At 72.7% G+C, this 24,099-nt stretch carries 18 protein-coding genes and 2 tRNA genes; 17 read left to right on the top strand and 3 right to left on the bottom strand.

Going from position 1 to position 24,099, the window contains the following annotated elements; translation table 11 throughout:
• Positions 1 to 84 precede the first annotated feature (84 nt).
• From rsfS to AMK24_RS06395, 11 genes are all read left to right on the top strand, one after another.
• Positions 85 to 516, top strand: coding sequence for a ribosome silencing factor (rsfS, locus tag AMK24_RS06445; protein ID WP_073765960.1), 432 nt, complete (start codon positions 85 to 87; stop codon positions 514 to 516).
• Positions 513 to 1,166 (top strand): histidine phosphatase family protein, encoded by a 654-nt coding sequence (locus tag AMK24_RS06440; protein ID WP_073765958.1) that lies wholly within the window; start codon positions 513 to 515, stop codon positions 1,164 to 1,166. The genes rsfS and AMK24_RS06440 overlap by 4 nt, the downstream gene beginning before the upstream one ends.
• Before the next feature lie 213 nt (positions 1,167 to 1,379).
• Positions 1,380 to 1,452 (top strand) — tRNA-Ala (locus AMK24_RS06435).
• 132 nt (positions 1,453 to 1,584) lie between these two features.
• Complete coding sequence (locus tag AMK24_RS34605) at positions 1,585 to 1,773, top strand: hypothetical protein (protein WP_073765956.1); 189 nt, start codon at positions 1,585 to 1,587, stop codon at positions 1,771 to 1,773.
• Between the two features lie 3 nt (positions 1,774 to 1,776).
• Positions 1,777 to 2,010 (top strand): hypothetical protein, encoded by a 234-nt coding sequence (locus tag AMK24_RS06425; RefSeq protein ID WP_003969224.1) that lies wholly within the window; start codon positions 1,777 to 1,779, stop codon positions 2,008 to 2,010.
• A 183-nt stretch (positions 2,011 to 2,193) separates the two neighbouring features.
• Positions 2,194 to 2,266 (top strand) — tRNA-Ala (locus AMK24_RS06420).
• A 378-nt stretch (positions 2,267 to 2,644) separates the two neighbouring features.
• A complete protein-coding gene (gene leuS / locus AMK24_RS06415; RefSeq protein ID WP_073765954.1) occupies positions 2,645 to 5,512 on the top strand; it encodes a leucine--tRNA ligase in 2,868 nt (955 codons plus the stop codon).
• A 136-nt stretch (positions 5,513 to 5,648) separates the two neighbouring features.
• Positions 5,649 to 6,431: a hypothetical protein gene (locus AMK24_RS06410; protein ID WP_073765952.1), complete on the top strand. Its 783-nt coding sequence runs from the start codon at positions 5,649 to 5,651 to the stop codon at positions 6,429 to 6,431.
• Between the two features lie 227 nt (positions 6,432 to 6,658).
• A complete protein-coding gene (locus AMK24_RS06405) occupies positions 6,659 to 7,504 on the top strand; it encodes a DegV family protein (RefSeq protein ID WP_073765949.1) in 846 nt (281 codons plus the stop codon).
• Between the two features lie 721 nt (positions 7,505 to 8,225).
• Positions 8,226 to 9,044, top strand: coding sequence for a ComEA family DNA-binding protein (locus AMK24_RS35295; RefSeq protein ID WP_338012683.1), 819 nt, complete (start codon positions 8,226 to 8,228; stop codon positions 9,042 to 9,044).
• Positions 9,041 to 11,650 (top strand): ComEC/Rec2 family competence protein, encoded by a 2,610-nt coding sequence (locus AMK24_RS06395; protein WP_079190444.1) that lies wholly within the window; start codon positions 9,041 to 9,043, stop codon positions 11,648 to 11,650. Before AMK24_RS35295 ends, AMK24_RS06395 begins: the two co-directional genes overlap by 4 nt.
• Positions 11,651 to 11,948: 298 nt before the next feature.
• Here AMK24_RS06395 and AMK24_RS06390 read toward each other — a convergent pair whose 3' ends face one another.
• Positions 11,949 to 12,410, bottom strand: a complete 462-nt coding sequence (locus AMK24_RS06390) for a pyridoxamine 5'-phosphate oxidase (protein ID WP_073765947.1) — start codon at positions 12,408 to 12,410, stop codon at positions 11,949 to 11,951.
• Positions 12,411 to 12,795: 385 nt separating this feature from the next.
• Between AMK24_RS06390 and AMK24_RS06385 the strand changes: the two genes are divergently transcribed.
• Positions 12,796 to 13,677, top strand: coding sequence for a YceI family protein (locus AMK24_RS06385; RefSeq protein WP_073765945.1), 882 nt, complete (start codon positions 12,796 to 12,798; stop codon positions 13,675 to 13,677).
• A gap of 27 nt (positions 13,678 to 13,704) precedes the next feature.
• Here the strand turns inward: AMK24_RS06385 and AMK24_RS06380 are convergent, their stop codons facing one another.
• Positions 13,705 to 13,950, bottom strand: coding sequence for a hypothetical protein (locus AMK24_RS06380; protein WP_073765943.1), 246 nt, complete (start codon positions 13,948 to 13,950; stop codon positions 13,705 to 13,707).
• A 118-nt stretch (positions 13,951 to 14,068) separates the two neighbouring features.
• On the opposite strand from AMK24_RS06380, the gene holA reads away from it, so the two are divergent.
• Positions 14,069 to 15,055: a DNA polymerase III subunit delta gene (gene holA, locus AMK24_RS06375; protein ID WP_073765941.1), complete on the top strand. Its 987-nt coding sequence runs from the start codon at positions 14,069 to 14,071 to the stop codon at positions 15,053 to 15,055.
• A gap of 520 nt (positions 15,056 to 15,575) precedes the next feature.
• Here holA and rpsT read toward each other — a convergent pair.
• Positions 15,576 to 15,842, bottom strand: coding sequence for a 30S ribosomal protein S20 (rpsT, locus tag AMK24_RS06370; RefSeq protein WP_030119167.1), 267 nt, complete (start codon positions 15,840 to 15,842; stop codon positions 15,576 to 15,578).
• Between the two features lie 216 nt (positions 15,843 to 16,058).
• Between rpsT and lepA the strand changes: the two genes are divergently transcribed.
• The 4 genes from lepA to hemW all read left to right on the top strand — a co-directional run bounded on the left by lepA (position 16,059) and on the right by hemW (position 24,042).
• A complete protein-coding gene (gene lepA, locus AMK24_RS06365) occupies positions 16,059 to 17,933 on the top strand; it encodes a translation elongation factor 4 (RefSeq protein WP_073765939.1) in 1,875 nt (624 codons plus the stop codon).
• Between the two features lie 464 nt (positions 17,934 to 18,397).
• Positions 18,398 to 20,287 carry an AMP-dependent synthetase/ligase gene (locus AMK24_RS06360; protein WP_073765938.1) on the top strand — a complete coding sequence of 630 codons (1,890 nt, stop codon included), beginning with the start codon at positions 18,398 to 18,400 and terminating at the stop codon, positions 20,285 to 20,287.
• 487 nt (positions 20,288 to 20,774) lie between these two features.
• On the top strand, positions 20,775 to 22,769 hold the full coding sequence (locus AMK24_RS06355; protein WP_073765936.1) for an ATP-binding SpoIIE family protein phosphatase: 1,995 nt from the start codon (positions 20,775 to 20,777) through the stop codon (positions 22,767 to 22,769).
• A gap of 31 nt (positions 22,770 to 22,800) precedes the next feature.
• Positions 22,801 to 24,042: a radical SAM family heme chaperone HemW gene (gene hemW, locus AMK24_RS06350; RefSeq protein WP_073765934.1), complete on the top strand. Its 1,242-nt coding sequence runs from the start codon at positions 22,801 to 22,803 to the stop codon at positions 24,040 to 24,042.
• The last annotated feature ends 57 nt before the right edge of the window (positions 24,043 to 24,099 follow it).

Here is a 24,099-nt window from a genome sequence, read left to right as displayed (position 1 = left end):
GGGCCCGAGGAGAAAGCAGTAAGGCTCTGTCGGCGGTCCGTGAGACCCTGGAGGTTGTATCCGACCGCCGACGAAAGCCTGCATGTGACCGCCACGGACCGCTCCATCGAGCTCATCAACGCCGCCGCTCAGGCGGCCGCCGACCGGCTCGCGCACGACATCATCGCCTACGACGTCAGCGACGTGCTGTCGATCACCGACGCCTTCCTGCTCGCCTCGGCCCCCAACGACCGCCAGGTCAAGTCGATCGTCGACGAGATCGAGGAGCGGCTCCAGAAGGAGCTCGGCGCCAAGCCGGTGCGCCGCGAGGGCGACCGCGACGCCCGCTGGATCCTCCTCGACTACGTCGACATCGTCATCCACGTCCAGCACAGCGAGGAGCGCGTCTTCTACGCGCTGGAGCGCCTGTGGAAGGACTGCCCCGAGATCGCCCTCCCCGAGGACGCGGTCAAGACCCGCGGCAAGGCCGAGGAGCACGCGCAGCTCAACGGCGGCACGGAAGGTGACCGGAGCTGAACGGCAGCAGGAGCGGCAAGGGCCGCAGGATCGTCCTCTGGCGGCACGGCCAGACGGCGTGGAACCTGGAGCGCCGCTTCCAGGGTTCCACGGACATCGAGCTCACCGAGACCGGTGTCGGGCAGGCCCGCCGCGCCGCCCGGCTGCTCGCCTCGCTGAAGCCGGACGCCATCGTGGCGTCCGACCTGCGACGTGCGGCGGCCACGGCCGCCGAGCTGTCCGCCGTCAGCGGTCTGCCGGTCGCCCATGACGCCGCACTCCGTGAGACGTACGCGGGCGCCTGGCAGGGGCTGACCCACGAGGAGATCATCGAGCGCTACGGCGAGCAGTACGCCGCCTGGAAGCGCGGCGAGCCCGTCCGCCGGGGCGGTGGCGAGCTGGAGACCGAGGTCGCCGACCGGGCGGCCCCGGTCGTCCTGGAGCACGTCGAGAAGCTCCCGGAGAACGGCACGCTCGTCGTGGTCAGCCACGGCGGCACGATCAGGACGACGATCGGCCGACTGCTCGGCCTGGAGGCGTACCACTGGGAAGGGCTCGGCGGGCTGTCCAACTGCTGCTGGTCCGTCCTAGGGGAAGGCGCGCGCGGCTGGCGTCTGCTGGAGCACAACGCCGGCACGCTTCCGGAGCCGGTGCTCGGCGACGACGACTAGGGCACGCCCGTCCGGCGGATAGGCCGCGCCCGTCCGGCGGATCGGAGCCGGACGCGCCCTGGACGGCCCGGCGGACGGTCGTCCCGGGGCGTTGAGGGGGCGGCTCGGGGACTGCCTTCGGGCGGCTCCGGCCGGATTTCACTTTCCGGCCGGTCGCAGGCTAGAGTTCTTCTTGTTCGCAGGGCGGAAACGCCGGGAAACACAGCGAACAGCGGGGCTATAGCTCAGTTGGTAGAGCGCCTGCATGGCATGCAGGAGGTCAGGAGTTCAATTCTCCTTAGCTCCACAATCAGGATCCCGTCCCCACCAGGGGACGGGATCTTCTGCATGGGGGGCGCCGGGCGGGCTGACCCTCTTGCGGGGCCATGGCAGAATCGGAACGCCGGAGGGGGCGACGTACCGATCGGGAGGGAGCGCGATGCCTGCGAGTCGCGACCACCTTCCCGGCTGGCGCCTTGTCACCGCCCCGCTCCCCGGCCCCGTAACGTCCGACGATCGATTCCGTCTCGGCTGTCCGTCCTGCGGTTCGTCCCATGTCGCCCAGGTGCTGGGTGACAACGGAGGGGTCTCCTACGTGTGCACGGCCTGCGGCCACAGCTGGAGCTGACTGATGGGTGCACACAGGCGTAAGTGCGACTGGTGCGGCAGCGGGACCCCCATTGTCAGGGACATGGACCCGGTCAACGCCGAGTACCAGTACTGGTGCGAGGAGTGCGCGCGGGCGCTGATCATAAAAGGCGACCCCATCGAGACCTATCGGGAGCTGGAGGGGGAGCCGATCTACGGGCGGCTCCTGGAGGAGCACTGCACGCTCAAGCGCTTCTACTCCTTCGCGACCGCCTGATCGTCGGGCCGGATGGCTGCCCTCCACCGCCGCCCGCCCGCACCCGTCTGACCTGCGGTGGAAGATCCTTCACTTCGGATGATTCGGGCATAGCAGTTCAAACCGGAAACGATTTGGTGAAGTACCAGGGTGACCGTGTAGTGTTCTCGATGTCGCCAAGGGAAACCGGGCGGAACACAGCACGGGGCTATAGCTCAGTTGGTAGAGCGCCTGCATGGCATGCAGGAGGTCAGGAGTTCAATTCTCCTTAGCTCCACTTGTTCGACAGTGAAGAAGCGGACCATCCGGATCGGGTGGTCCGCTTCTTTTGTCCTGACTGCCTCCCTCCGCTTCGGCCCGGTCCGGCTTCTGCCCGGGGCGGCCGCCCGTCGCCCGGGGCGGGGGCGGAGCGGGTCGCGTTCCCGGCGGAGCGGCCGGCCGATCGCCGGCCTCTCGCCCCTCGGTCACTCCCCACGGCCCTCGGGGGCCGTGCGGTACCCTGACGCCATGCGTGCCGTACGCCTTCTGCTTAGCGAGCCGCGCTGAACAGTCCCGACCGGTGAGAACGCCTGGTCGGAGTCAGCGCGGCGTCCCCTCCTGTGCGAGGGGATTTTTCGTTTCCCGGCAGATGACGATCGATGGAGCTTTGAGGATCATGAGCGAGACGAATTCCGCTGCCGAGACGGCCGCGCCGCACCGCTACACGGCGGCCATGGCCGCCGACATCGAAGCACGCTGGCAGGACTTCTGGGACGCCGAGGGGACCTACGAGGCGCCGAACCCCACCGGTGATCTGGCGGGCGACCCGGACGAGGCCGCCAAGCCGAAGAAGTTCATCATGGACATGTTCCCGTACCCCTCGGGTGCGGGGCTGCACGTCGGACACCCGCTGGGCTACATCGCGACCGACGTCTACGCCCGCCACCAGCGGATGACCGGCCACAACGTGCTGCACACCCTGGGCTTCGACGCGTTCGGCCTGCCCGCCGAGCAGTACGCGGTCCAGACCGGCACGCACCCCCGGGTCTCCACCGAGGCCAACATGGAGAACATGAAGGTCCAGCTGCGTCGGCTGGGCCTGGGGCACGACAAGCGCCGCTCCTTCGCGACGATCGACGCGGAGTACTACAAGTGGACGCAGTGGATCTTCCTGCAGATCTTCAACTCCTGGTACGACACCGAGGCCGACCGGGCCCGCCCGATCGCCGAGCTGGTCGAGCAGTTCGAGAGCGGTGCCCGTCCCACCCCCGACGGCCGTGAGTGGGGCGCGCTGAGCGCCACCGAGCGCGCGGACCTGCTGAGCGAGTACCGCCTGGCGTACGCCTCCGACGCCCCCGTGAACTGGGCGCCCGGCCTGGGCACCGTGCTGGCCAACGAGGAGGTCACCGCCGACGGCCGCTCCGAGCGCGGGAACTTCCCCGTCTTCAAGGCCAAGCTGCGCCAGTGGAACATGCGCATCACCGCCTACGCGGACCGGCTGCTGAACGACCTGGACGGGCTGGACTGGCCCGAGGCCATCAAGCTGCAGCAGCGCAACTGGATCGGCCGCTCCGAGGGCGCCCGCGTCGAGTTCCCGGTGGACACCGCGGGCGGCATCACCGTCTTCACCACCCGGCAGGACACCCTGTTCGGCGCCACGTACATGGTGCTGGCGCCCGAGCACGACATGGTGGAGCGGATCATTCCGGCCGCCTGGCCCGAGGGCACCCACCCGGTGTGGACCGGGGGCCACGCGACCCCGGCCGAGGCCGTCACCGCCTACCGCAAGCAGGCCGCCGCCAAGTCCGACGTCGAGCGGCAGGCCGAGGCCAAGGACAAGACCGGTGTCTTCACCGGCGCGTACGCCACCAACCCCGTCAGCGGCGCAAAGGTCCCCGTCTTCATCGCGGACTACGTCCTGATGGGCTACGGCACCGGCGCGATCATGGCCGTACCGGCGCACGACACGCGCGACTTCGCCTTCGCGCGCGCCTTCGAGCTGCCGATGCGCTGCGTGGTCCAGCCCTCCGATGACCGCGGCACCGACCCCGCCACGTGGGACGACGCCTTCAGTTCGTACGACGCGAAGCTGGTCAACTCCGCGAACGACGAGATCTCGCTGGACGGCCTGGGCGTCGTCGAGGCCAAGGCGAAGATCACGGAGTGGCTGCGGGAGCACGGCGTCGGCGAGGGCACCGTCAACTTCCGGCTGCGCGACTGGCTGTTCAGCCGGCAGCGCTACTGGGGCGAGCCCTTCCCGATCGTGTACGACGAGGACGGCATCGCCCACCCGCTGCCCGAGTCGATGCTGCCGCTGGAGCTGCCCGAGGTCGAGGACTACTCGCCGCGCACCTTCGACCCGGACGACGCGACGGCCCAGCCCGAGACCCCGCTGTCGCGCAACGCCGACTGGGTGAACGTCACGCTGGACCTGGGCGACGGACCGAAGAAATACCGCCGCGAGACCAACACCATGCCCAACTGGGCCGGTTCCTGCTGGTACGAGCTGCGCTACCTGGACCCGAACAACGACCGTCAGCTGGTCGACCCGGCGATCGAGCAGTACTGGATGGGGCCGCGCGAGGGGCAGCCCACCGGCGGCGTCGACCTGTACGTCGGCGGCGCCGAGCACGCCGTACTGCACCTGCTGTACGCGCGCTTCTGGTCGAAGGTGCTGTTCGACCTGGGCCACATCTCGTCCGCAGAGCCGTTCCACAAGCTGTACAACCAGGGCATGATCCAGGCGTTCGTCTATCGCGACAGCCGGGGCATCGCCGTCCCGGCCGCCGAGGTGGAGGAGCGCGACGGCGCCTTCTACCACGAGGGCGAGAAGGTCAGCCGCGTCCTGGGCAAGATGGGCAAGTCCCTGAAGAACGCGGTCACACCGGACGAGATCTGCGCGGAGTACGGCGCGGACACCCTGCGCCTGTACGAGATGGCGATGGGCCCCCTGGACGTGTCGCGTCCCTGGGACACCCGCGCCGTCGTCGGTCAGTACCGGCTGCTGCAGCGCCTGTGGCGCAATGTCGTCGACGAGGAGACCGGCGAGGTCACCGTCGTCGACACGGAGCCGGACGAGGACACGCTGCGCGCCCTGCACAAGGCGATCGACGGGGTCGGCCAGGACATGGCGGGCATGCGGTTCAACACCGCCATCGCCAAGGTCACCGAGCTGAACAACCACCTGACGAAGGCGGGCGGCCCGCTGCCGCGGTCCGTGGCCGAGCGGCTGGTCCTGCTGGTCGCCCCGCTGGCCCCGCACATCGCGGAGGAGCTGTGGCGGCGGCTGGGCCACACCGAATCGGTCGTCCACCAGGACTTCCCGGTGGCGGACCCGGCGTACGTCGTGGACGAGACCGTCACCTGTGTGGTCCAGGTCAAGGGCAAGGTCCGGGCGCGCCTGGAGATCTCGCCGTCGATCACGGACGAGGAGCTGGAGGCGCTGGCGCTGGCCGACGAGGCGGTCGTCGCGGCGCTGGGCGGGGCGGGCATCCGCAAGGTGATCGTGCGCGCGCCGAAGCTGGTGAACATCGTCCCCGCGTAACGCTCGGCGCGCGCGGTCAGGGCCATCCCCTACGGGCAGGTTGCGGGTTCCGAAGGAACCCTCGGCCTGCCCGTACCGTTTACGGTGAAGGGGGCGACCCGTACCGGCGGACGCATCGAGACACCGAGGGGCATTCATGGAAGCCGCGATCACGATCCTGGCGTTGCTCCTGGTCGCGTTCATCGCCCTGGGCGTCTACGCGACCGTGAAGGCGGTCGGCGCGGCCAAGCGCGGCGTGGACCGCACGATCACCCAGGCCCGCCGCACGGTGGAGGACACCACCCTTCGGGCCAAGAGCTTCGGGCAGCCGGGGGTCGCGGGCGAGCTCGCGCAGCTCCGGCTCGCCCTGCGCACCTCCATGCGGGCCACCCAGGACGCCCTGCACGCCGGAGCCGCCGAGGACGCGTCGCTGGCCGAGTCGGTGGCCCTGTTCCGGAGGCTGAGCGCGCACGGTCTGGAGCTGGACGACGAGCTCAAGCGGCTGGAGCGCGAGCCGGACCGGACGACGGTGGCGAGCCTGCTGCCCAAGCTGAGGGAGCGCACGCAGCAGATCACGCACTCTGCGGAGTCGCTGCGCTGGGCGGCGCGGGACCGGGCACGGCAGTTCGCCGACGACGACCTGGACGCGCTGAACGCGCAGATCGACATCGAGGCCGGCGCGCTGCGGCACTGGACCACGGACGAGTCATCGCGGACGAGTGCCGGGGGGAGCGCCGGTTCCCGGGCGCAGGACCCCGGGACGGACTGGCCCGAGCCGGCCGCCCCCGCGGACCTCTCGGCGGCGCACAGCGGCACGGCCGAGGACGCCTGGTCCGAACCGGCCCGCGAGGAGAGCCCTCAGGCGATCACCGCTCCGGACCCGCGGCTGCGCACCACCTACCCCTGGCAGAAGTCCACCCGCCCGGAGACGACGAACTGACGCCCGCGGGAGCGGGGCGCGGGGCCGCTCCACCCGCCCGGCGACGTGGGGCCCTCACACGCGAGGGGGCGCATGGGCGCCACGCGTGACCGATGGGGCGGGGCGGCCGCGCCCGCGAGGACGGGGCACGGCCACGGGCGGGCGGATACGCTCCGAAGCGGCCGTGGACGATCAGCGCGCCGGGCCCGGGCTGCCGCGCTCCCACCACGCCAGGTAACCTCCGGCTCATGTCCCGCCATGTCGCTATCGTCACCGATTCCACGGCCTACCTGCCGCGCCCGACGATGGAACGGCACGGCATCACCGCGGTGCCGCTGACCGTCGTCCTGGGCGACCGGGCACTGGAGGAGGGCACCGAGATCTCGGCCCGCTCGCTTGCGCAGGCTCTGCAGAAACGCCACTCCGTGACCACCTCCCGCCCCAGCCCCGCCGTCTTCGCCGAGACCTACCGGGCGGCGGCCGAGGCCGGGGCGGACGCGGTGGTGTCGCTCCACCTGTCGGCGGAGTTCTCGGGTACGTACGACGCCGCGCTGGTGGCGTCGAAGAGCGCCCCGGTTCCGGTACGCGTGGTGGACACCGGCATGGTCGCCATGGCGCTGGGGTTCTGCGCGCTCGCGGCGGCGGAGACCGTCGAGGCGGGCGGCGGCCCGGACGAGGCGGTCGCGGCCGCGGAGAAGCGGGCCGCGGACACCTCGGCGTATTTCTATGTCGACACGCTCGACTACCTGCGCCGGGGCGGCCGCATCGGCACCGCTCAGGCCCTCCTGGGCTCCGCACTGGCGGTGAAGCCGATCCTGGAACTCGACGGGGGCCGGATCGGGATGCTGGAGAAGGTGAGGACGGCGTCCAGGGCCATCGCCCGCCTGGAAGAGATCGTCGCCGAGCGGGCGGGTACGGCCCCGGTGGACATCGCCGTCCACCACCTCGCCGCCCCCGAACGCGCGGAGCGCCTGGCCGAGCGGCTGCGCGAACGCGTGCCGGGCCTCGCCGACCTCCACGTCAGTGAGGTCGGCGCGGTGATCGGGGCACACACGGGGCCGGGGCTCCTCGGTGCGGTGATCTCGCTGCGGTGATCTCGGGGCGGGCGGCGCGTTCCGCTGTCCTTCGGACGGGCGGGCAGATCGGTCAGCGCGTTCCGCTGCGTTTCGGACGGGTGGGTAGCGTGGATTTCACCCGCCGGAGTGGCGGAGATATCCACAACTGCCGGGCTGTCCACAGAATTCGGCGCTGCTCAGCGAGGTCGGGCGGAGGTGCCTAACGTCGTGAGGCATGGCCCTTCGAACCTCTTGGGCGCCGGCTCCCGGCGCTCCGACCGCAGCTGCCCCTCCGTCCGACCCGTCGCCCGCCCACGTGCTCGCCCCGCCGTCTCCTGCCGGGCTCACGTCCCCATCTACTTCCGCGTTCGCCTCCCCGCCCGGTTCCCCGTCCGCGGTTCTGCCGTCGGCCGACCCGTTGTCCGGGCGGCGGCTCGCACGGGGTCGGCACGCGGCCGGTACGCGCCCGGGCGGCCGGGCGGGGACGGGCCCCGGCACGCGTTCCGGTCCGGGCCGGGGCGGACGGCGGGCCGTGCGGCGTTCCGCCCTCGCATCGGCTGCAGCACGTCGTCGTGCGGACGCGCTGATGACCGGTGCGTTCGATGCGTCCGGCACGTCCGGCCCCGGGGAGGGCGCTGGAGCCGGACCCGCACGTGAGACGGCGGCCGGGCCTGTGCCCGTGGCGGGGGCGCGCGGATCCGCAGCCGTGTCCATGGGGGAGAGGGCGTCCGAAACCGACAGGGAACCCCTCGTCGCGGCCGTGCCCGTGTCCGAGGTCGCGGCCGGGGAGGGGCGGGCGGCGGGAGACGCCTCCCCGGTGCGCCGTCTCGTCTCGGCGGTCCGCGAGCGGTTGCCGTGGTGGCTGCGGCTGCGGCTGCGGTGCGGGATGGCTCCGCGTACGCCCGTGGTGCTCGGCCTGGTACTGCTCGCCGCCGTGGCCGCGGCGGCGTTCCACTTCTGGTCCGCGCGCCCCCAGACCGTGCACGCACCGGAACCGGTCGGGGAGGAGGTGGCGGCGGCCGGAGCGGAACCGGAAGCGTTACGGTCCGGCGCTCCCGATCCGGTGCCCCGTCCGGTTGGCGGGGAGCCGTCCTCCGCGAGGGGGGACAGCGGCGGGAGCGGACAGATCGTCGTCGATGTGAGCGGCAAGGTGCACCGGCCGGGGGTCCGGCGGCTGCCGATGGGCTCGCGGGTGGCGGACGCGCTCGAAGCGGCGGGCGGTGTGCGCGCCGGCACGGATCTGACAGGGCTCAACCGGGCGCGGGTCCTCACGGACGGGGAGCAGGTGATCGTCGGCCTTCCGCCCGGCCCGCCCTTCGCCGCCACCGCCGGTGGAGGGACCGGAGGAGGCGGGCAGGCCGGTGCGCCCGGCGGGCCCGGGCCCACGACGCCGCTGAGCCTGAACACGGCGACCGCCGAACAACTCGAAACCCTGCCGGGGGTCGGGCCCGTGCTGGCCCGGCACATGATCGACTACCGCACGGAGAACAACGGGTTCCGGTCCGTCGACGAACTCCGCCAGGTCAACGGGATCGGCGACCGCCGTTTCGCCGACCTCCAACCACTGGTACGGCCATGAGCGGCCGGGCGACGCGGCACGACCACCGCCGAGACGCGGACGCGGGGAGGGGCGGGGCCGCCAGCGCGGGCCCCGGGACACCATCCGTACCGCCGACGGCGGAGCCGCCGGGCGCCCCGGGTGCCGCGGGGGAGGCCGGAGCGAGGTGGGAGGGGCCTGCGGACCTGAGACTCGTTCCGCCCGCCCTGGCAGTCTGGGCCGCCGCCGCGGTGGCCCTGGGGCTGCCGGGGAGGTGGGCGGCAGCGGTGGCCGTCGCCTGCGCGGTTCCCGCGCTCGCCCTGCTGGCGGCGGCCTCGCGCCCCCAGGCCCCGCAGGCAGTGCGGACCCCTCGCACCACGGGGAGGACGGCCGGAGGGGTCCGGCTCGCCGCCGCCGGGGGAGCCGTGCTGCTGTGCGCGGCGGGGGGTGCGACGGTGGCCGGCCTGCACGGGGCCGATGTGCGTCGCGGGCCGGTCCCCGCCCTGGCGCGGGAGTACGCGCGGGTCGACGCCGTCGTCCGCGTGACCTCCGACCCCCGGACGGCGCGCCCGGCGACGCGGGGCAGCCGCAGCGCTCCTCCGCTTCTCCTGCTCGACGCGGAGGTCATGGAGGTGCGGACGGCCCACGGGAGGAGCGCCCGGGTCCGTACCCCGGTGTTGGTCGTGGTCGCGGCCGACGACCACCGGGCGGACTGGCAGAAGCTGTTGCCCTCCACCGGGCTCCGGCTGCGCGGACGACTGTCGCCCCCCGAGCACGGAGGTGAACGGCGCGCGGCCCTCCTGCGGGTGGACCGCGGAGGAGCGCCCCGGATCGTCGAGCCTCCGACGTGGCTCCAGCGGACGGCGGGGGAGCTGCGGGCCGGACTGCGAGAGGCGACGGACGGCCTGGACGCGGATGCGCGTGCGCTGCTGCCGGGGCTGGTGGTCGGTGACACCTCCCGCGTCCCGCCGGACCTCCACGAAGCGTTCAAGGCGACCGATCTGACGCACTTGTTGAGCGTTTCCGGAGCCAATTTATCGATCCTCCTCTTCCTTCTCGTCGGACCGCCGGGGACGGCGCTGAGCGCGGAAAGGCGCGGCCTGGCACCGCTGTTGGGGCTTTCGCTACGGGCGACCGCAGTGATCGGCGGGGCGATGACGCTCGCGTTCATCGTCGTGTGCCGCCCCGAGCCGAGCGTGCTCCGCGCCGCCGCCTGCGGGCTCATCACGCTGCTCGCGATCGGAACGGGCCGCCGGAGATCGCTGATTCCCGCCCTGGCGGCGGCAGTCGTCCTGCTGGTGCTCTACGACCCCTGGCTCGCCCGGAGTTACGGCTTCCTGCTGTCGGTCCTGGCCACCGGGGCGCTGCTGACGCTCGCTCCGAAGTGGAGCCTCGCCCTGCGCGCGCGGCGGGTGCCGGGCAGGCTCGCCGAGGTACTGGCCGCGGCGGCGGCAGCGCAGGCGGTGTGCGCCCCCGTGGTGGTGGTCCTGGCGTCCCGGGTCAGCCTGGTGGCGGTCCCGTGCAATCTGCTGGCGGAGTTCGCGGTGGCCCCGGCGACGGTGCTCGGGTTCGCGGCACTCGCCGTCGCTCCGGTCGCCCCGGCAGGGGCTGAGGTGCTGGCCCGGATCGCGAGCTGGCCGGTCGGGTGGATCGCCGCGGTCGCCCGCACGGGGGCGGAGCTTCCGGGAGCGGAGGCTCGGTGGCCCGGGGGGTGGCCGGGTGCGGCGCTGCTGGCCGGTCTCACGGTGCTGCTCGTGCTCCTGGCCCCGAGGCTGGTCCGCCGCCCCTGGGCCTGCGCGGTCATCGGGCTGCTCCTCGTGCTGGTGGTGCTTCGGCCGGCCCCCCTGACCCGGATCGTGACCGGATGGCCGCCGCCCGGCTGGGCGTTCGCCCTCTGCGACGTGGGACAGGGCGATGCGATGGTCCTCGCGGCGGGGGAGGGGACGGGGGTGGTCGTCGACGCCGGACCCGACCCTCGCGCGGTCGACCGGTGCCTGCGCGACCTCGCGGTGACCCGGGTGCCGCTCGTCGTCCTGACCCACTTCCACGCCGACCACGTACGCGGGCTGCCGGGCGTGCTGCGGGGCAGGGCGGTGGGCGCGATCCAGACGACGAGCCTCGAAGCCCCGCCCGAACAGGCCGCGTTCGTGCGGCGGACGGCCGCGAAGGCGCGGGTTCCGACGGTGCGGGCCGTGGCCGGTGAGCACCGCCGGTCGGGCCCGGTCGACTGGCGGGTCCTCTGGCCCCGCCCGGAGTCCGCGGGAGCGGGATCGGGGGTGCGGGAGCCGAACGATTCCAGCGTGACCCTGCGCGTACGGGCGGCGGGAGGGGTGGCGCTGCTGCTCCTCGGCGACCTCGAACCCCTGGCCCAGCGGGAGTTGCTGCGGAGTGGGGAGGTATCGGGCCCGGTGGACGTCCTCAAGGTGGCCCACCACGGTTCGGCCTTCCAGGACGCCGGGCTGCTCCACACCGTACGGCCGAGGCTGGCGCTCATCTCCTGCGGCGCGGACAACCCGTACGGCCATCCCTCGCCCCGCACGGTGGGCGCCCTTCGGGCGGCGGGGGCCAGGGTCCTGCGTACCGACACCGACGGGCCGATCGCGGTGACGGGCGCCGGGAAGGAGCTGCGGGCGGTGAGCCGGTCGTGACCCCGGCGGGACGGGGCCGGGGGCGGGCCGGGGGCGAGGCAGGGGGCGGGCCGGGGGCGAGGCAGGGGTGGAGCGGGCCGGGCCGGATGGACGGAAGCCGCGCCGGGACGGCCGGGCCCGGCTCCGGGTCGGACGGAACCCGTGCGGGAACGCCCGGTCCCGGCGGTCGCGGTCGCGGTCCCGGCGGTCCCGGGCGGGCCCGGCCCCCCTTGCCTCTGGTCCTGGGCGGGCCCGGATCCCCTCGTCCCCGGTCCCGGGCGGGCCAGGCCCCACTCGCCCCCGGTCCCGGGCGCCCGGGTCAGACGAGCCAGACGCCGTGGGCCATCAGGTCGCGGCCGGGGAGTTCGTTCTCCTCGCGCCAGGCGCGCAGCGTGCGGGGGGTGATGAGCAGGAACACCCAGCGGGATCCCTTGCGTGGATCCCAGCTGAGCTTGGCGGCGAACGCGTCGCCCAACGCCGGAGGCAGGTCCTTTCCTTCCACGACCCGTGCGTCGCCCTCGATCAGCACCACGTCGCGGGTGTGGCCGACGGTGACCCGGATCGGGCCGGCGGGGGTGACGTTGACGGCGGTCGGGTTGGTACGCCGGGTGCACATCACCAGGACGCCGGTGTCGTCGTCCCAGGAGAACGACAGGGGCACCAGAGTGGGGACGCCCTTCCGGGAGGCCGTCCCCACCCACGCGTCGTCGTCCTGCCGCAGACGGGCCAGAACGTCCTGTTTGCGCTGCTCCCGGCTGCGGGCGGGACGGGGCTCGGTCATGCCCGACAGAGTAGAAGCGGTGATCACGCGGCGCCTCGGGCCACAGCCCTCGGGCAGGAGACCTAGATCCGGTGGCTCCCGAGGCGAGGCGAGTCGTTCGCGGTGCGAGGCGTTCGCCGGGCGAGGCGTCGGCCGCCGTCGTGGATCCGGGAAGGTAGCCGGAAAAACGGCATGCCTCATTACACCTCGTTGCATCTCAGCACAAGACCTTCTGAGCTACTCAGTTTGCTCGAACGCCGCAATAGTGATCGAATGCATGCTCGTCGGCGGGCCGCTGATCCGACAGAGACGTCCAGACGGAGCGACGGAGACGTCCGGCAGGTCCGGGAAGGGCGTCGACCGGTCGGGGCCCGGAGTGCGCAGTGCCCCTGGGAGTAGGTAAGAGATGTTCGGCCGTTGGCTGGGAAACAGAGGCCAGGCGGGTGGGCGTAGTGGGGCCCTCGCCGGATTCCAGGTGCCCCGCACCGCGGGCGTGCTCAGCTGCCGGGTGCTGGATCCGGTCAACGAACCCGTACCGCAGGCCGAGTTCGTCGTGACCGACAGCGCGGGCCGCAGGGTGACGGGCGGTGAGACGGACCCCTTCGGCCGTGTTCTCGCCACGGTTCCGGCCGGAGACCACCGCCTCGCGGTCACGGCCGAGGGCTTCACCCCCTTCCACGGGGCGGTGACGGTGACCGAGGGGGTGCACGCCCATCTGGGCGATGTGACGCTCCAGGTGGCGCAGCTCCCCCCGCTGCCCGACCCCGGCGACTGGGACATCGAGCCGAACCACTCGCAGATCGGCTTCACCGCCCGGCACATCGGGCTCGCCCGCATCCACGGCAGGTTCAACACCTTCGCCGGGGCGGTCCGGATCGCCGACCGCATGGAGGACTCCGCCATGCACGTGGTCATCGACGCGGCGTCGATCGACACCAATGTGCAGATGCGCGACGATCACCTGCGCTCCAGCGACTTCCTCGACGTCGGCCGGTATCCGACGCTGGAGTTCTACAGCGAGCGCTTCGTCCACCGGGGCGGCAGTCGCTGGGGCGTCACGGGGGCGCTCACCCTGCACGGGGTGAGCCGGACCGTGACGTTGGACACCCAGTACCTCGGTATCGGCACCGGCCTGGAGGGCGAGACCCGCGCCGCCTGCCGGGCCACCACCGAACTGCACCGCGAGGACTTCACGCTGACCTGGCAGACCATGCTGGCGCGGGGCATCGCGGTGGTGGGGCCGAGCATCGTCATCGACCTGGACATCCAGATCGTGCCCAAGGGCTGAGCCCCGGCGGGCTCCCCGGGCCGCCGCTCACGGCTTCTCCAGCCAGCCCTCGTACTCCTCGGCGAACGCGTCCAGCGCGGCCGGGTCCAAGCGCCCGGCGGGATCCTCCACGACCACCAGCCACTGGGCGTCCTCGGCGTCGTCCTCGCCGGCCAGCGCGTCCCGTACGAGCTGGGGCTCCTCGGCGACCCCGAAGCGGTCCCCCAGCTCCTCGGCCACCTCCTGTGCCGCGTCGCGGTCGGGCAGCACCAGCACATGTCTCACATCGCTCACCCGGCCATTCTCCGGCACGGGCGCCTGTGCCCGGGGTCCGTTGCCCCGGGGCCGGGCCGCAGGCGTGCGGGCGGCCGGTTGCGGGGGTTGTCAGCGGGGCGTGGGATCCTGGTCGGCGATGGCCACCAGGAAGAATTCCACCGACGATCCGCTCGCCCCCCTCACCCTCGCCGTGGGCCAGGAGGACCTCCTCCTGGACCGTGCGGTGCAGCAGGTGGTGGCGGCCGCGCGTGCTGCCGACGCCGATACGGACGTACGCGATCTGGCGTCCGACCAGTTGCAGCCCGGCACGCTCGCCGAGTTGACCAGCCCCTCGCTCTTCGCCGAGCGCAAGGTCGTGATCGTGCGCAACGCACAGGACCTCTCGGCCGACACGGTCAAGGACGTCAAGGCGTACCTCGGCTCGCCGGCCGAGGAGATCACGCTCGTCCTGCTGCACGCCGGCGGGGCCAAGGGCAAGGGGCTGCTGGACGCGGCGCGCAAGGCGGGGGCCCGGGAGGTCGCCTGCCCCAAGACCACCAAACCGGCCGAGCGGCTCTCGTTCGTACGGTCGGAGTTCCGGACGCACGGGCGGTCCGCGACGCCGGAGGCGTGCCAGGCGCTGGTCGACTCCATCGGCAGCGACCTGCGGGAGCTGGCGAGCGCGGTGTCCCAGCTGATCGCGGACGTCGAGGGCACGATCGACGAGGCGGTCGTCGGGCGCTACTACACCGGGCGTGCGGAAGCCTCGTCGTTCACCGTCGCCGACCGGGCCGTCGAGGGGCGCGCGGCGGAGGCGCTGGAGGCGCTGCGGTGGTCCCTGTCGACCGGGGTTCCGCCCGTTCTGATCACGAGCGCGCTGGCGCAGGGGGTGCGGGCGATCGGGAAGCTGTCCTCGGCCCGGGGCGGCCGGCCCGCCGACCTGGCCCGGGAGCTGGGCATGCCGCCGTGGAAGATCGACCGGGTGCGCCAGCAGATGCGGGGATGGACGCCGGACGGGGTCGCGGTGGCCCTGCGGGCGGTGGCGGCGGCGGACGCCGGGGTGAAGGGCGGCGGAGACGATCCCGAGTACGCGTTGGAGAAGGCCGTCGTGGTGATCGCCCGCGCCGCCAGGGCGGGGCGGTAGCCCTCCCGGAGTGCGGTGGGCGGCTCGTCGCGGTGGGCGCCGCTGGGCGCAGGCCCGCGTGAACACCGGTGCCGTCCTCATGCCCCGGGCGGGCCGGGAACGCCCCCGCCCCGGTAGTGCCGGGGACGCGCCGGCCTGCTGAGGGCGCGCCGGAGCCGTCCTCACACGCCGGCCGGGCTCGAACCGCCCTCCCCGTACGGGCGGAAACCTCTACGGGCGGAAGCCTGTACCAGCGGAAGCCCGTACGCGCGAAAGTCCTGTACGAGCGGGAGCCCCGTACGCACAGGGCTCCCGGGACGCACGGGAGTCCCGGTCCTCGATCGGGGCCCCCGGGGCACGCGGAAGCCCCGGTCCTCGATCTGGGGAGATCGGGGGCCGGGGCTTCCGGTTCATGCTCTGGGTGCGCCGCACCCGCGTGGCGAACGCAGGTTCGGTGTGCGGCGCGGGGGCCGGGCAGGGGCGGGGTAGAGGGCCCGCTGGTCCGTTCCGGCGTTCACATCAGTGAGCTCCGGGAAGAAGCTCAGGCCTGCAGGGAGGCAACCTTGGACGCCAGCGCCGACTTCTTGTTGGCGGCGGCGTTCTTGTGGATGACACCCTTCGAGACAGCCTTGTCGAGCTGACGGGAGGCGTCGCGAGCGGCCGTGGTGGCCTTCTCGACGTCACCGGCGACGACGGCCTCGCGGGCCTTGCGGATCGCGGTCTTGAGCGACGACTTGACGGCCTTGTTGCGCAGGCGCGCCTTCTCGTTGGTCTTGTTCCGCTTGATCTGGGACTTGATGTTCGCCACGAAAAGAGCCTTTTCAGGTTCGTTGGATCTTCCAGGTGAGCCCCGCCGCTCGTGAGAGCCACGGGGCACAGCTGTCCACGGTAGCAGTCACCCTCCGACCGGCCCAAACCGGTCGCAGCGCGACGGGCGTGGGACGATGGAGCCTACGTATCGATCCGACCGACCCGACATCGACCCGAGACACGGCGTTCGGCGTCTCAAGAATCAGGACCCTGCGTGCCCGCGACTCCTTCCAACGTGCCCGAGCCGAGCCGTACCGACCCGGCGCTGATCCGCAACTTCTGCATCATCGCGCACATCGACCACGGCAAGTCGACCCTTGCCGACCGGATGCTCCAGCTGACCGGTGTGGTCGACCAGCGGCAGATGCGTGCTCAGTACCTCGACCGGATGGACATCGAGCGCGAGCGCGGCATCACCATCAAGTCCCAGGCGGTCCGGCTGCCCTGGGCGCCCACCGAGGGTGAGGACAAGGGTCTGACCCACATCCTCAACATGATCGACACCCCGGGCCACGTGGACTTCACGTACGAGGTGTCCCGCTCGCTCGCCGCCTGCGAGGGCACGATCCTGCTGGTCGACGCCGCACAGGGCATCGAGGCCCAGACGCTGGCCAACCTCTACCTCGCGATGGAGAACGACCTCACCATCGTCCCGGTGCTCAACAAGATCGACCTCCCCGCCGCGCAGCCGGAGAAGTTCTCCGAGGAGCTGGCCAACCTCATCGGCTGTCAGCCCGAGGACGTGCTCAAGGTCTCCGCCAAGACCGGCGTCGGCGTGGACGCGCTGCTCGACCGGGTCGTACGGGAGGTGCCGGCCCCGGTCGGCGTCGCGGACGCCCCCGCCCGCGCGATGATCTTCGACTCGGTCTACGACTCGTACCGCGGTGTCGTCACCTACGTCCGTGTCGTGGACGGTCAGCTCAACAAGCGCGAGCGCATCCGGATGATGTCGACCGGCGCCACCCACGAGCTGCTGGAGATCGGGGTGTCCTCCCCGGAGATGACCCCGGCGGACGGCATCGGCGTGGGCGAGGTCGGCTACATCATCACCGGCGTGAAGGACGTCCGGCAGTCCAAGGTCGGTGACACGATCACCTCGCTGAGCAACGGGGCGACCGAGGCGCTGGGCGGGTACAAGGACCCGAAGCCGATGGTGTTCTCGGGGCTCTACCCGCTGGACGGCTCCGACTACCCGGACCTGCGCGAGGCGCTCGACAAGCTCCAGCTCAACGACGCCGCCCTGGTCTACGAGCCGGAGACCTCCGCCGCACTCGGCTTCGGCTTCCGCGTCGGCTTCCTCGGCCTGCTCCACCTCGACGTGGTCCGCGAGCGGCTGGAGCGCGAGTTCGGGCTCGACCTGATCGCCACCGCCCCCAACGTGGTCTACCGCGTCGAGATGGAGGACGGCACCGAGCACGTCGTCACCAACCCGAGCGAGTTCCCCGAGGGCAAGATCGACAAGGTGCACGAGCCGGTCGTCCGCGCCACGGTGCTGGCCCCGAGCGAGTTCATCGGCGCGATCATGGAGCTGTGCCAGGGCCGTCGCGGCACCCTGCTCGGCATGGACTACCTCTCCGAGGACCGGGTCGAGATCCGCTACACCCTCCCCCTCGCGGAGATCGTCTTCGACTTCTTCGACCAGCTGAAGTCCAAGACGCGGGGGTACGCCTCCCTCGACTACGAGCCCACCGGCGAGCAGACGGCCAACCTCGTCAAGGTGGACATCCTGCTGCACGGCGACAAGGTGGACGCGTTCTCCGCGGTCACCCACAAGGACAAGGCGTACGCGTACGGCGTCCGGCTCGTCGCCAAGCTGCAGAAGCTCATCCCGCGCCAGAACTTCGAGGTGCCGATCCAGGCGGCCATCGGCGCCCGGGTCATCGCCCGTGAGACCGTCCGCGCCATCCGCAAGGACGTCCTCGCCAAGTGCTACGGCGGTGACATCTCCCGCAAGCGGAAGCTGCTGGAGAAGCAGAAGGAGGGCAAGAAGCGGATGAAGATGGTCGGCAACGTGGAGGTTCCGCAGGACGCCTTCATCTCCGTCCTGTCGACCGACGAGTCCGCGGGAGAGAGCAAGGGCAAGAAGTAGCCCGGCGCGGCGTTCCCGCCGCCGTCCCCGAGGTACCGGCGCCGCCTTCCGGCGGTTCCGAGGGCCCCCGCACCGCAGCGCCGCGCGGAGCGGGGGCCCTTCGCCGTCGGCCCCTCCCGGCCGTGGACCGTTCGCCTCTCCGCCGCCGGCCGCCCGCCTCCTTCGCCGCCGGCTACTCGGCTCCTTCGCCGCCGCCCGCCCGGCCGGGGGCCCTCTCGGCGTGGTCCCTTTCGTTATGAAGCGGCGGCCCGTTGCCTCTTACGCGGCGGACACGCGCGCTTTACTCTGATCACGTCTTGATGGTTACTGACCAGTTAAACAAGCGGAACACGCAGGTTGAGCAGTAGGACGCAGTAGGACAAGGACAGCGAGAGCAACGAGAAGCAGCGGGCGGCGGGACGACAGCAGCCGACCGCTGTACCGAAGAAGCCGGTCGTAGCAATGCCGCAGGCCCGGAGGACGTCGTGAGCGACACACAGACCTTGATCGACAACCGGCCGCCCTCCGTGGCGTCCCTCTTCATCGACCGCGTGGCGGCGACCCCCGACAGGGAGGCGTACCGCTATCCGGTGCCGTCGGCCTCGGGCCAGGGGCCCGACGTCTGGAAGTCCCTGAGCTGGGGCCAGGCCGCCGAGCGGGTCTTCGCCATCGCCGCGGGCCTCATCGCGCTCGGCGTGCGGCCGGAGGAGCGCGTCGCTCTCTCCTCGGCCACCCGGGTGGAGTGGATCCTCGTCGACCTCGGCGTGATGTGCGCGGGCGCCGCGACCACCACGGTCTACCCCTCGACGAACGCCGAGGAGTCCGCTTTCATCCTGTCCGACTCCGAGAGCCGCATCCTCGTCGCGGAGGACGCCGAGCAGCTGGCCAAGGCCCGGAAGACCCGGGCGGACCTGCCGGACCTCGCCCACGTCGTCGTCATCGACCCGACCGGGGTCGAGCCGGCCGAGGGCGACCCCGAGGGCTGGATCATCACCCTCGCCGACCTGGAGGCCCGGGGCGACGAGCTGCTGGCCAAGACCCCGGACGCGGTCACCGAGCGGGTCGCCGCGATCACCTCCGACCAGCTCGCCACCCTGATCTACACCTCGGGCACCACCGGCCGCCCCAAGGGCGTACGGCTGCCGCACGACAACTGGTCGTACATGGCCAAGGCCACCGTGGCGACCGGGCTCATCACCGCCGAGGACGTGCAGTACCTCTGGCTGCCGCTCGCCCACGTCTTCGGCAAGGTCCTCACCTCCGGGCAGATCGAGGTCGGCCACGTCACCGCGGTCGACGGCCGCATCGACAAGATCATCGAGAACCTGCCGGTCGTCCAGCCGACCTACATGGCCGCCGTGCCCCGGATCTTCGAGAAGGTCTACAACGGGGTCGCCTCCAAGGCCCGTGCGGGCGGCGGCGCCAAGTACAAGATCTTCCAGTGGGCGGCCGGGGTGGCCCGCGAGTACGCCAAGGTCTCCCAGGACAACTTCCGGCGCACCGGCAACGCCTCCGTGCCCTTCGCGCTCGGCGCCAAGCACAAGATCGCCGACGCGCTCGTCTTCTCCAAGATCCGCGAGGCGTTCGGCGGCCGGCTGCGCGCCTGCATCTCCGGCTCCGCCGCCCTCGCCCCGGACATCGGCTACTTCTTCGCGGGCGCGGGCATCCACATCCTGGAGGGCTACGGCCTCACCGAGTCCAGCGCCGCCTCCTTCGTCAACCCGGGCGAGGCCTACCGCACCGGGACCGTCGGCAAGCCGCTCCCCGGCACCGAGGTGCGCATCGCGGACGACGGCGAGATCCTGCTGCGCGGCCCCGGCATCATGCAGGGCTACCACAAGCTGGCCGACAAGACCGAGGAGGTCCTGGAGTCGGACGGCTGGTTCCACACCGGTGACATCGGCGAGCTGTCGGCCGACGGCTACCTCCGTATCACCGACCGCAAGAAGGACCTGATCAAGACGTCGGGCGGCAAGTACGTCGCCCCGGCGGAGGTCGAGGGCCAGTTCAAGGCGGTCTGCCCGTTCGTCTCCAACATCCTGGTGCACGGCGCGGACCGCAACTTCTGCACCGCGCTCATCGCCCTCGACGAGCCCACCCTCCTCGGCTGGGCCGCCGAGAACGGCATGAAGGGCAAGTCATACGCGGAGGTCGTCGCGGCCCCGCAGACGGTCGAGCTGATCGACGGGTACGTCAAGCAGCTCAACGAGGGCCTCCAGCGCTGGCAGACCATCAAGAAGTTCCGCCTCCTGCCGCGCGACCTGGACGTCGAGCACGGCGAGCTGACCCCCAGCCTCAAGCTGAAGCGGCCGGTCGTCGAGCGCGAGTACCGGGGGCTCATCGACGAGATGTACGCGGGCACGCGCGAGGCCTAGAGGCTGTCGTCGCACTGCCGTCGTCGCCCGGCAGGCGGCAGTGCGACGACAGATCCTAGGAGCCGCTCGCGCGAACCGTCCGGGGGCTCGGTCCCGGGCGGGCACGGGCGGGGCTCCGGACCCCTTCGGGGAGCCGGAGCCCCGCCCGTCGTGCCGTCCCCGCCGCCCCGGTTCCTCGCGATGTTCCGGCCCCGACGTCCATGTCGAGGGCGGCGGCCCCCGCGAGCAGCCGCGTCAGATCGGAACGCAGGGTCATCGCCCGATCCCCTCCCCCCCCGGGGTCCGGACCCCGCATCGCGGACGGCTTCTTCCGTGCGGCCCCGGACGAGCGCGCCGAGGGCGGTCACGGAAGGGGACGCTACCGCCTCGGCCGCGGGGAGCCGCGTGTTCACCGTGCTCGATTTTCTGCTCACTTCGGTGACTCGGTGCTTATGGACGCCGCCCGTCTGTCACTCTGTCGGTGTCGTCGGACCGTAGGAGCCGTACCGTGGCGCCCCTTCCCTTGCAGCGGGACCTCGTGCAGCGTCCCGGCACCACCCGTGCCGGGTACACGCACGGCCCGCGCCTGGCCGGCCGTACCAGCCTGCCCGGGATACCCCTCACCCCGTCCGCCGCCCGGCGGTTCGTGCGGGCCGTCCTCGCGGAGTGGGCCGGGCTCGGGACGCCCGCCGCCGCGGGGATCGGCGACCGGCTCGCCGACGACGCCGTGACCGTCGCCAACGAGCTGGTCACCAACGCCGTCGTGCACGCCGGGACCACCGTCGACCTCGTCCTCGCGCTGGAGGAGGAAGGCGGAGACGACCCGTCCGCCGCCCTCGTCCTGGAGGTCACCGACCACCACCCGGCCCGCTCGGTCAGCGGCGACGACCCCGCGCCGGAGCCCGAGCCGCCCGCCGGAGAGGCGCCCGACCCCGCCGAGTACGGACGCGGCCTCCAGCTCGTCGCCACCCTCGCCGACTCCTGGGGCATCACCTACCGCACCGGCCGCAAGACGGTCTGGGCCCGCCTCCCCGTCGAGGGCTGGAGCGCCCCGGCCGCCCCGCCCGACGAGGACGCCCTCCGACAGGGCCTGCGCGCCGCCGGACTCCTCGCCCCCGCCGCCCGGCGCACCGAGCGCGACGACACGGTCTGGGACAGCCGGGGCGCCCCGGCCTTCCTCGCCGAGGCGTCCGACCTGCTCGCCGGGCAGCTCGACGAGGATCTGGTGGCCGCCATAGCGGGCCAGCTCCTGGTGCCCCGGCTGGCCGACTGGTGCGCGATCTGGCTGGAGGCCGAGGGCGGGGGACCGGCCGCCGAACCCCGCCTCGCCCGGGTCTGGCACAGCGACGAGGCCGGCGCCGACGCCCTGCGCGCCGTCCTGGAGGCGGCCCCCCTCAAGCTCTCCCCGGCGGCGGGCCCGGGCCCCGTACCGGTCCTCGTCCCCTGGCCCGTCCCGGCGGCGGAGGCGGACGGGGCGGACGCCGCCTCCGGCCCCGCCTCCCTGCCCGGCGGGTTCGGTGACGCTCCGCACCCCGGTGGCCGCGACGGGGCCGCGCTGGCGTTCCGGATCGTCGCCGGCGGCCGGGCGCTCGGCACCGTCCTCGTCGGCCGGGAGGGCGCCGCCCGGGTGCCCGAGGCCGTCGCCTCGCTCATCGAGGACTTCGTCCGCCGGCTCGGCCCCGCCGTGGGGGCCGCCCGCGCCTACACCCGGCAGGCCACCATCAGCCGCATCCTCCAGCGCGGACTGCTCCCCAGCAAGGTCGCCGAGATCCCCGGCGTCACCAGCGCCCTCGTCTACGAACCGAGCGACGACGGCGTGGTCGGCGGCGACTTCTACGACATCTTCCCGTGCCCCGGCGACCGCTGGTGCTTCGTCCTCGGCGACGTCCAGGGGTCCGGCCCCGAGGCCGCCGTCGTCACCGGCCTCGCCCGCCCCTGGCTGCGGCTCCTCTCCCGCGAGGGCTTCGGCGCCGGGGAGGTGCTGGACCGGCTCAACCGGCTGCTCCTGGACGACGCGATGGAGGCCGCCGAGGCCGCCGCCCTGATGGTCGCCGCGGCCGGGGGCCGGCAGCTCCACGACGGCGCCCAGCCCCGGTTCCTCTCCCTGCTGTACGGGGAGGTCGTGCCGCTCCCCGGCGGAGGGGTCCGCTGCACGGTGGCCAGTGCCGGGCACCCGCTGCCGCTGCTGCTGCGCCCGGACGGTTCCGTACGCCCGGCCGCCGAGCCCCAGGTGCTCCTCGGGGTCGTCGAGGACGTGGCGTACGAGAGCCAGGCCTTCGACCTCGCGCCGGGGGACACCCTGCTCTGCGTCACGGACGGGGTGACCGAGCGGCGGTCGGGCCCGCTGATGTTCGACGACGGGGACGGGCTGGCCCGGGCGCTGTCCGGCTGCGCCGGGCTGTCCGCCGACGCCACCGCCGAGCGGCTGCGGCGGGCCGTCCACGCGTTCGCCGAGCAGCCCCCGGACGACGACATGGCCCTGCTGGTCCTGCACGCGGAGTGAGCGGGACACTACGCCCCCGCGACGGGCGACAATGGGCGGTATGCCTTCCGTACTGCCCGATGGTGAACCCGTACCCGACGACGGGGCGCTGCCCCGCCACGCCCTGGAAGGCGCGGCCGACCGCCCGCTCGGCTTCTACCTGCACGTCCCGTACTGCGCGACCCGCTGCGGTTACTGCGACTTCAACACCTACACCGCCACCGAGCTGCGCGGCTCCGGCGGCGCCCTGGCCTCCCGCGACAACTACGCCGCCCACCTGATCGAGGAGGTCCGCCGGGCCCGCGAGGTGCTCGGCGACGACCCCCGCCCCGTCCGCACGGTCTTCGTCGGCGGCGGCACCCCCACCCTGCTGCCCGCCGCCGACCTGGTGAGGATGCTGGCGGCGATCCGCGAGGAGTTCGGCCTCGCCGACGACGCGGAGATCACCACCGAGGCCAACCCCGAGTCCGTCGACCCGGCCTACCTCTCCGCCCTGCGCGAGGGCGGCTTCAACCGGGTCTCCTTCGGCATGCAGAGCGCCAAGCAGCACGTCCTGAGGATCCTGGACCGCACCCACACCCCCGGCCGCCCCGAGGCCTGCGTCGCCGAGGCACGCGCGGCGGGCTTCGACCACGTCAACCTCGACCTGATCTACGGCACCCCCGGCGAGTCCGACGACGACTGGCGGGCCTCCCTGGACGCCGCGATCGGCGCGGGCCCCGACCACGTCTCCGCGTACGCCCTGATCGTCGAGGAGGGCACCCGGCTCGCCCACCGCATCCGGCGCGGCGAGATCCCCATGACCGACGACGACGCGCACGCCGACCGCTACCTCATCGCGGACGAGGCGTTCGCCGCCGCCGGTTTCCACTGGTACGAGGTCTCCAACTGGGCCACCACCGAGGCCGGCCGCTGCCTGCACAACGAGCTGTACTGGCGCGGCGCCGACTGGTGGGGCGCGGGCCCCGGAGCGCACAGCCACGTCGGGGGCGTGCGCTGGTGGAACGTGAAGCACCCCGGCGCGTACGCCCAGGCGCTCGCCGAGGGCCGGTCGCCCGGCGCGGGCCGCGAGGTGCTGAGCGAGGAGGACCGCCGGGTCGAGCGCGTCCTGCTGGAGCTGCGCCTGATCGACGGCTGTCCGCTCGACCTGCTGAAGCCCGACGGTCTCACCGCCTCCCGCCGCGCCGTGGACGACGGGCTGCTGGAACCGGAGCCGTACGGGAAGGGCCGCGCGGTCCTCACCCTGCGCGGACGGCTCCTGGCCGACGCCGTCGTCCGCGACCTGGTCGACTGACCCCGGCCGGACGCCGGCCCCCGCCGCTCGCGGCCCTCCGCCCAATCCGGGCCGCGA

The sequence above is a fragment of the Streptomyces sp. CB02366 genome (genome assembly GCF_001905905.1).
In the GTDB taxonomy this organism is placed as follows: Bacteria; Actinomycetota; Actinomycetes; order Streptomycetales; family Streptomycetaceae; genus Streptomyces.
The sequence above is the reverse complement of the archived record's forward strand: the minus strand, read 5'-3'. Positions and strand labels throughout refer to the sequence as shown.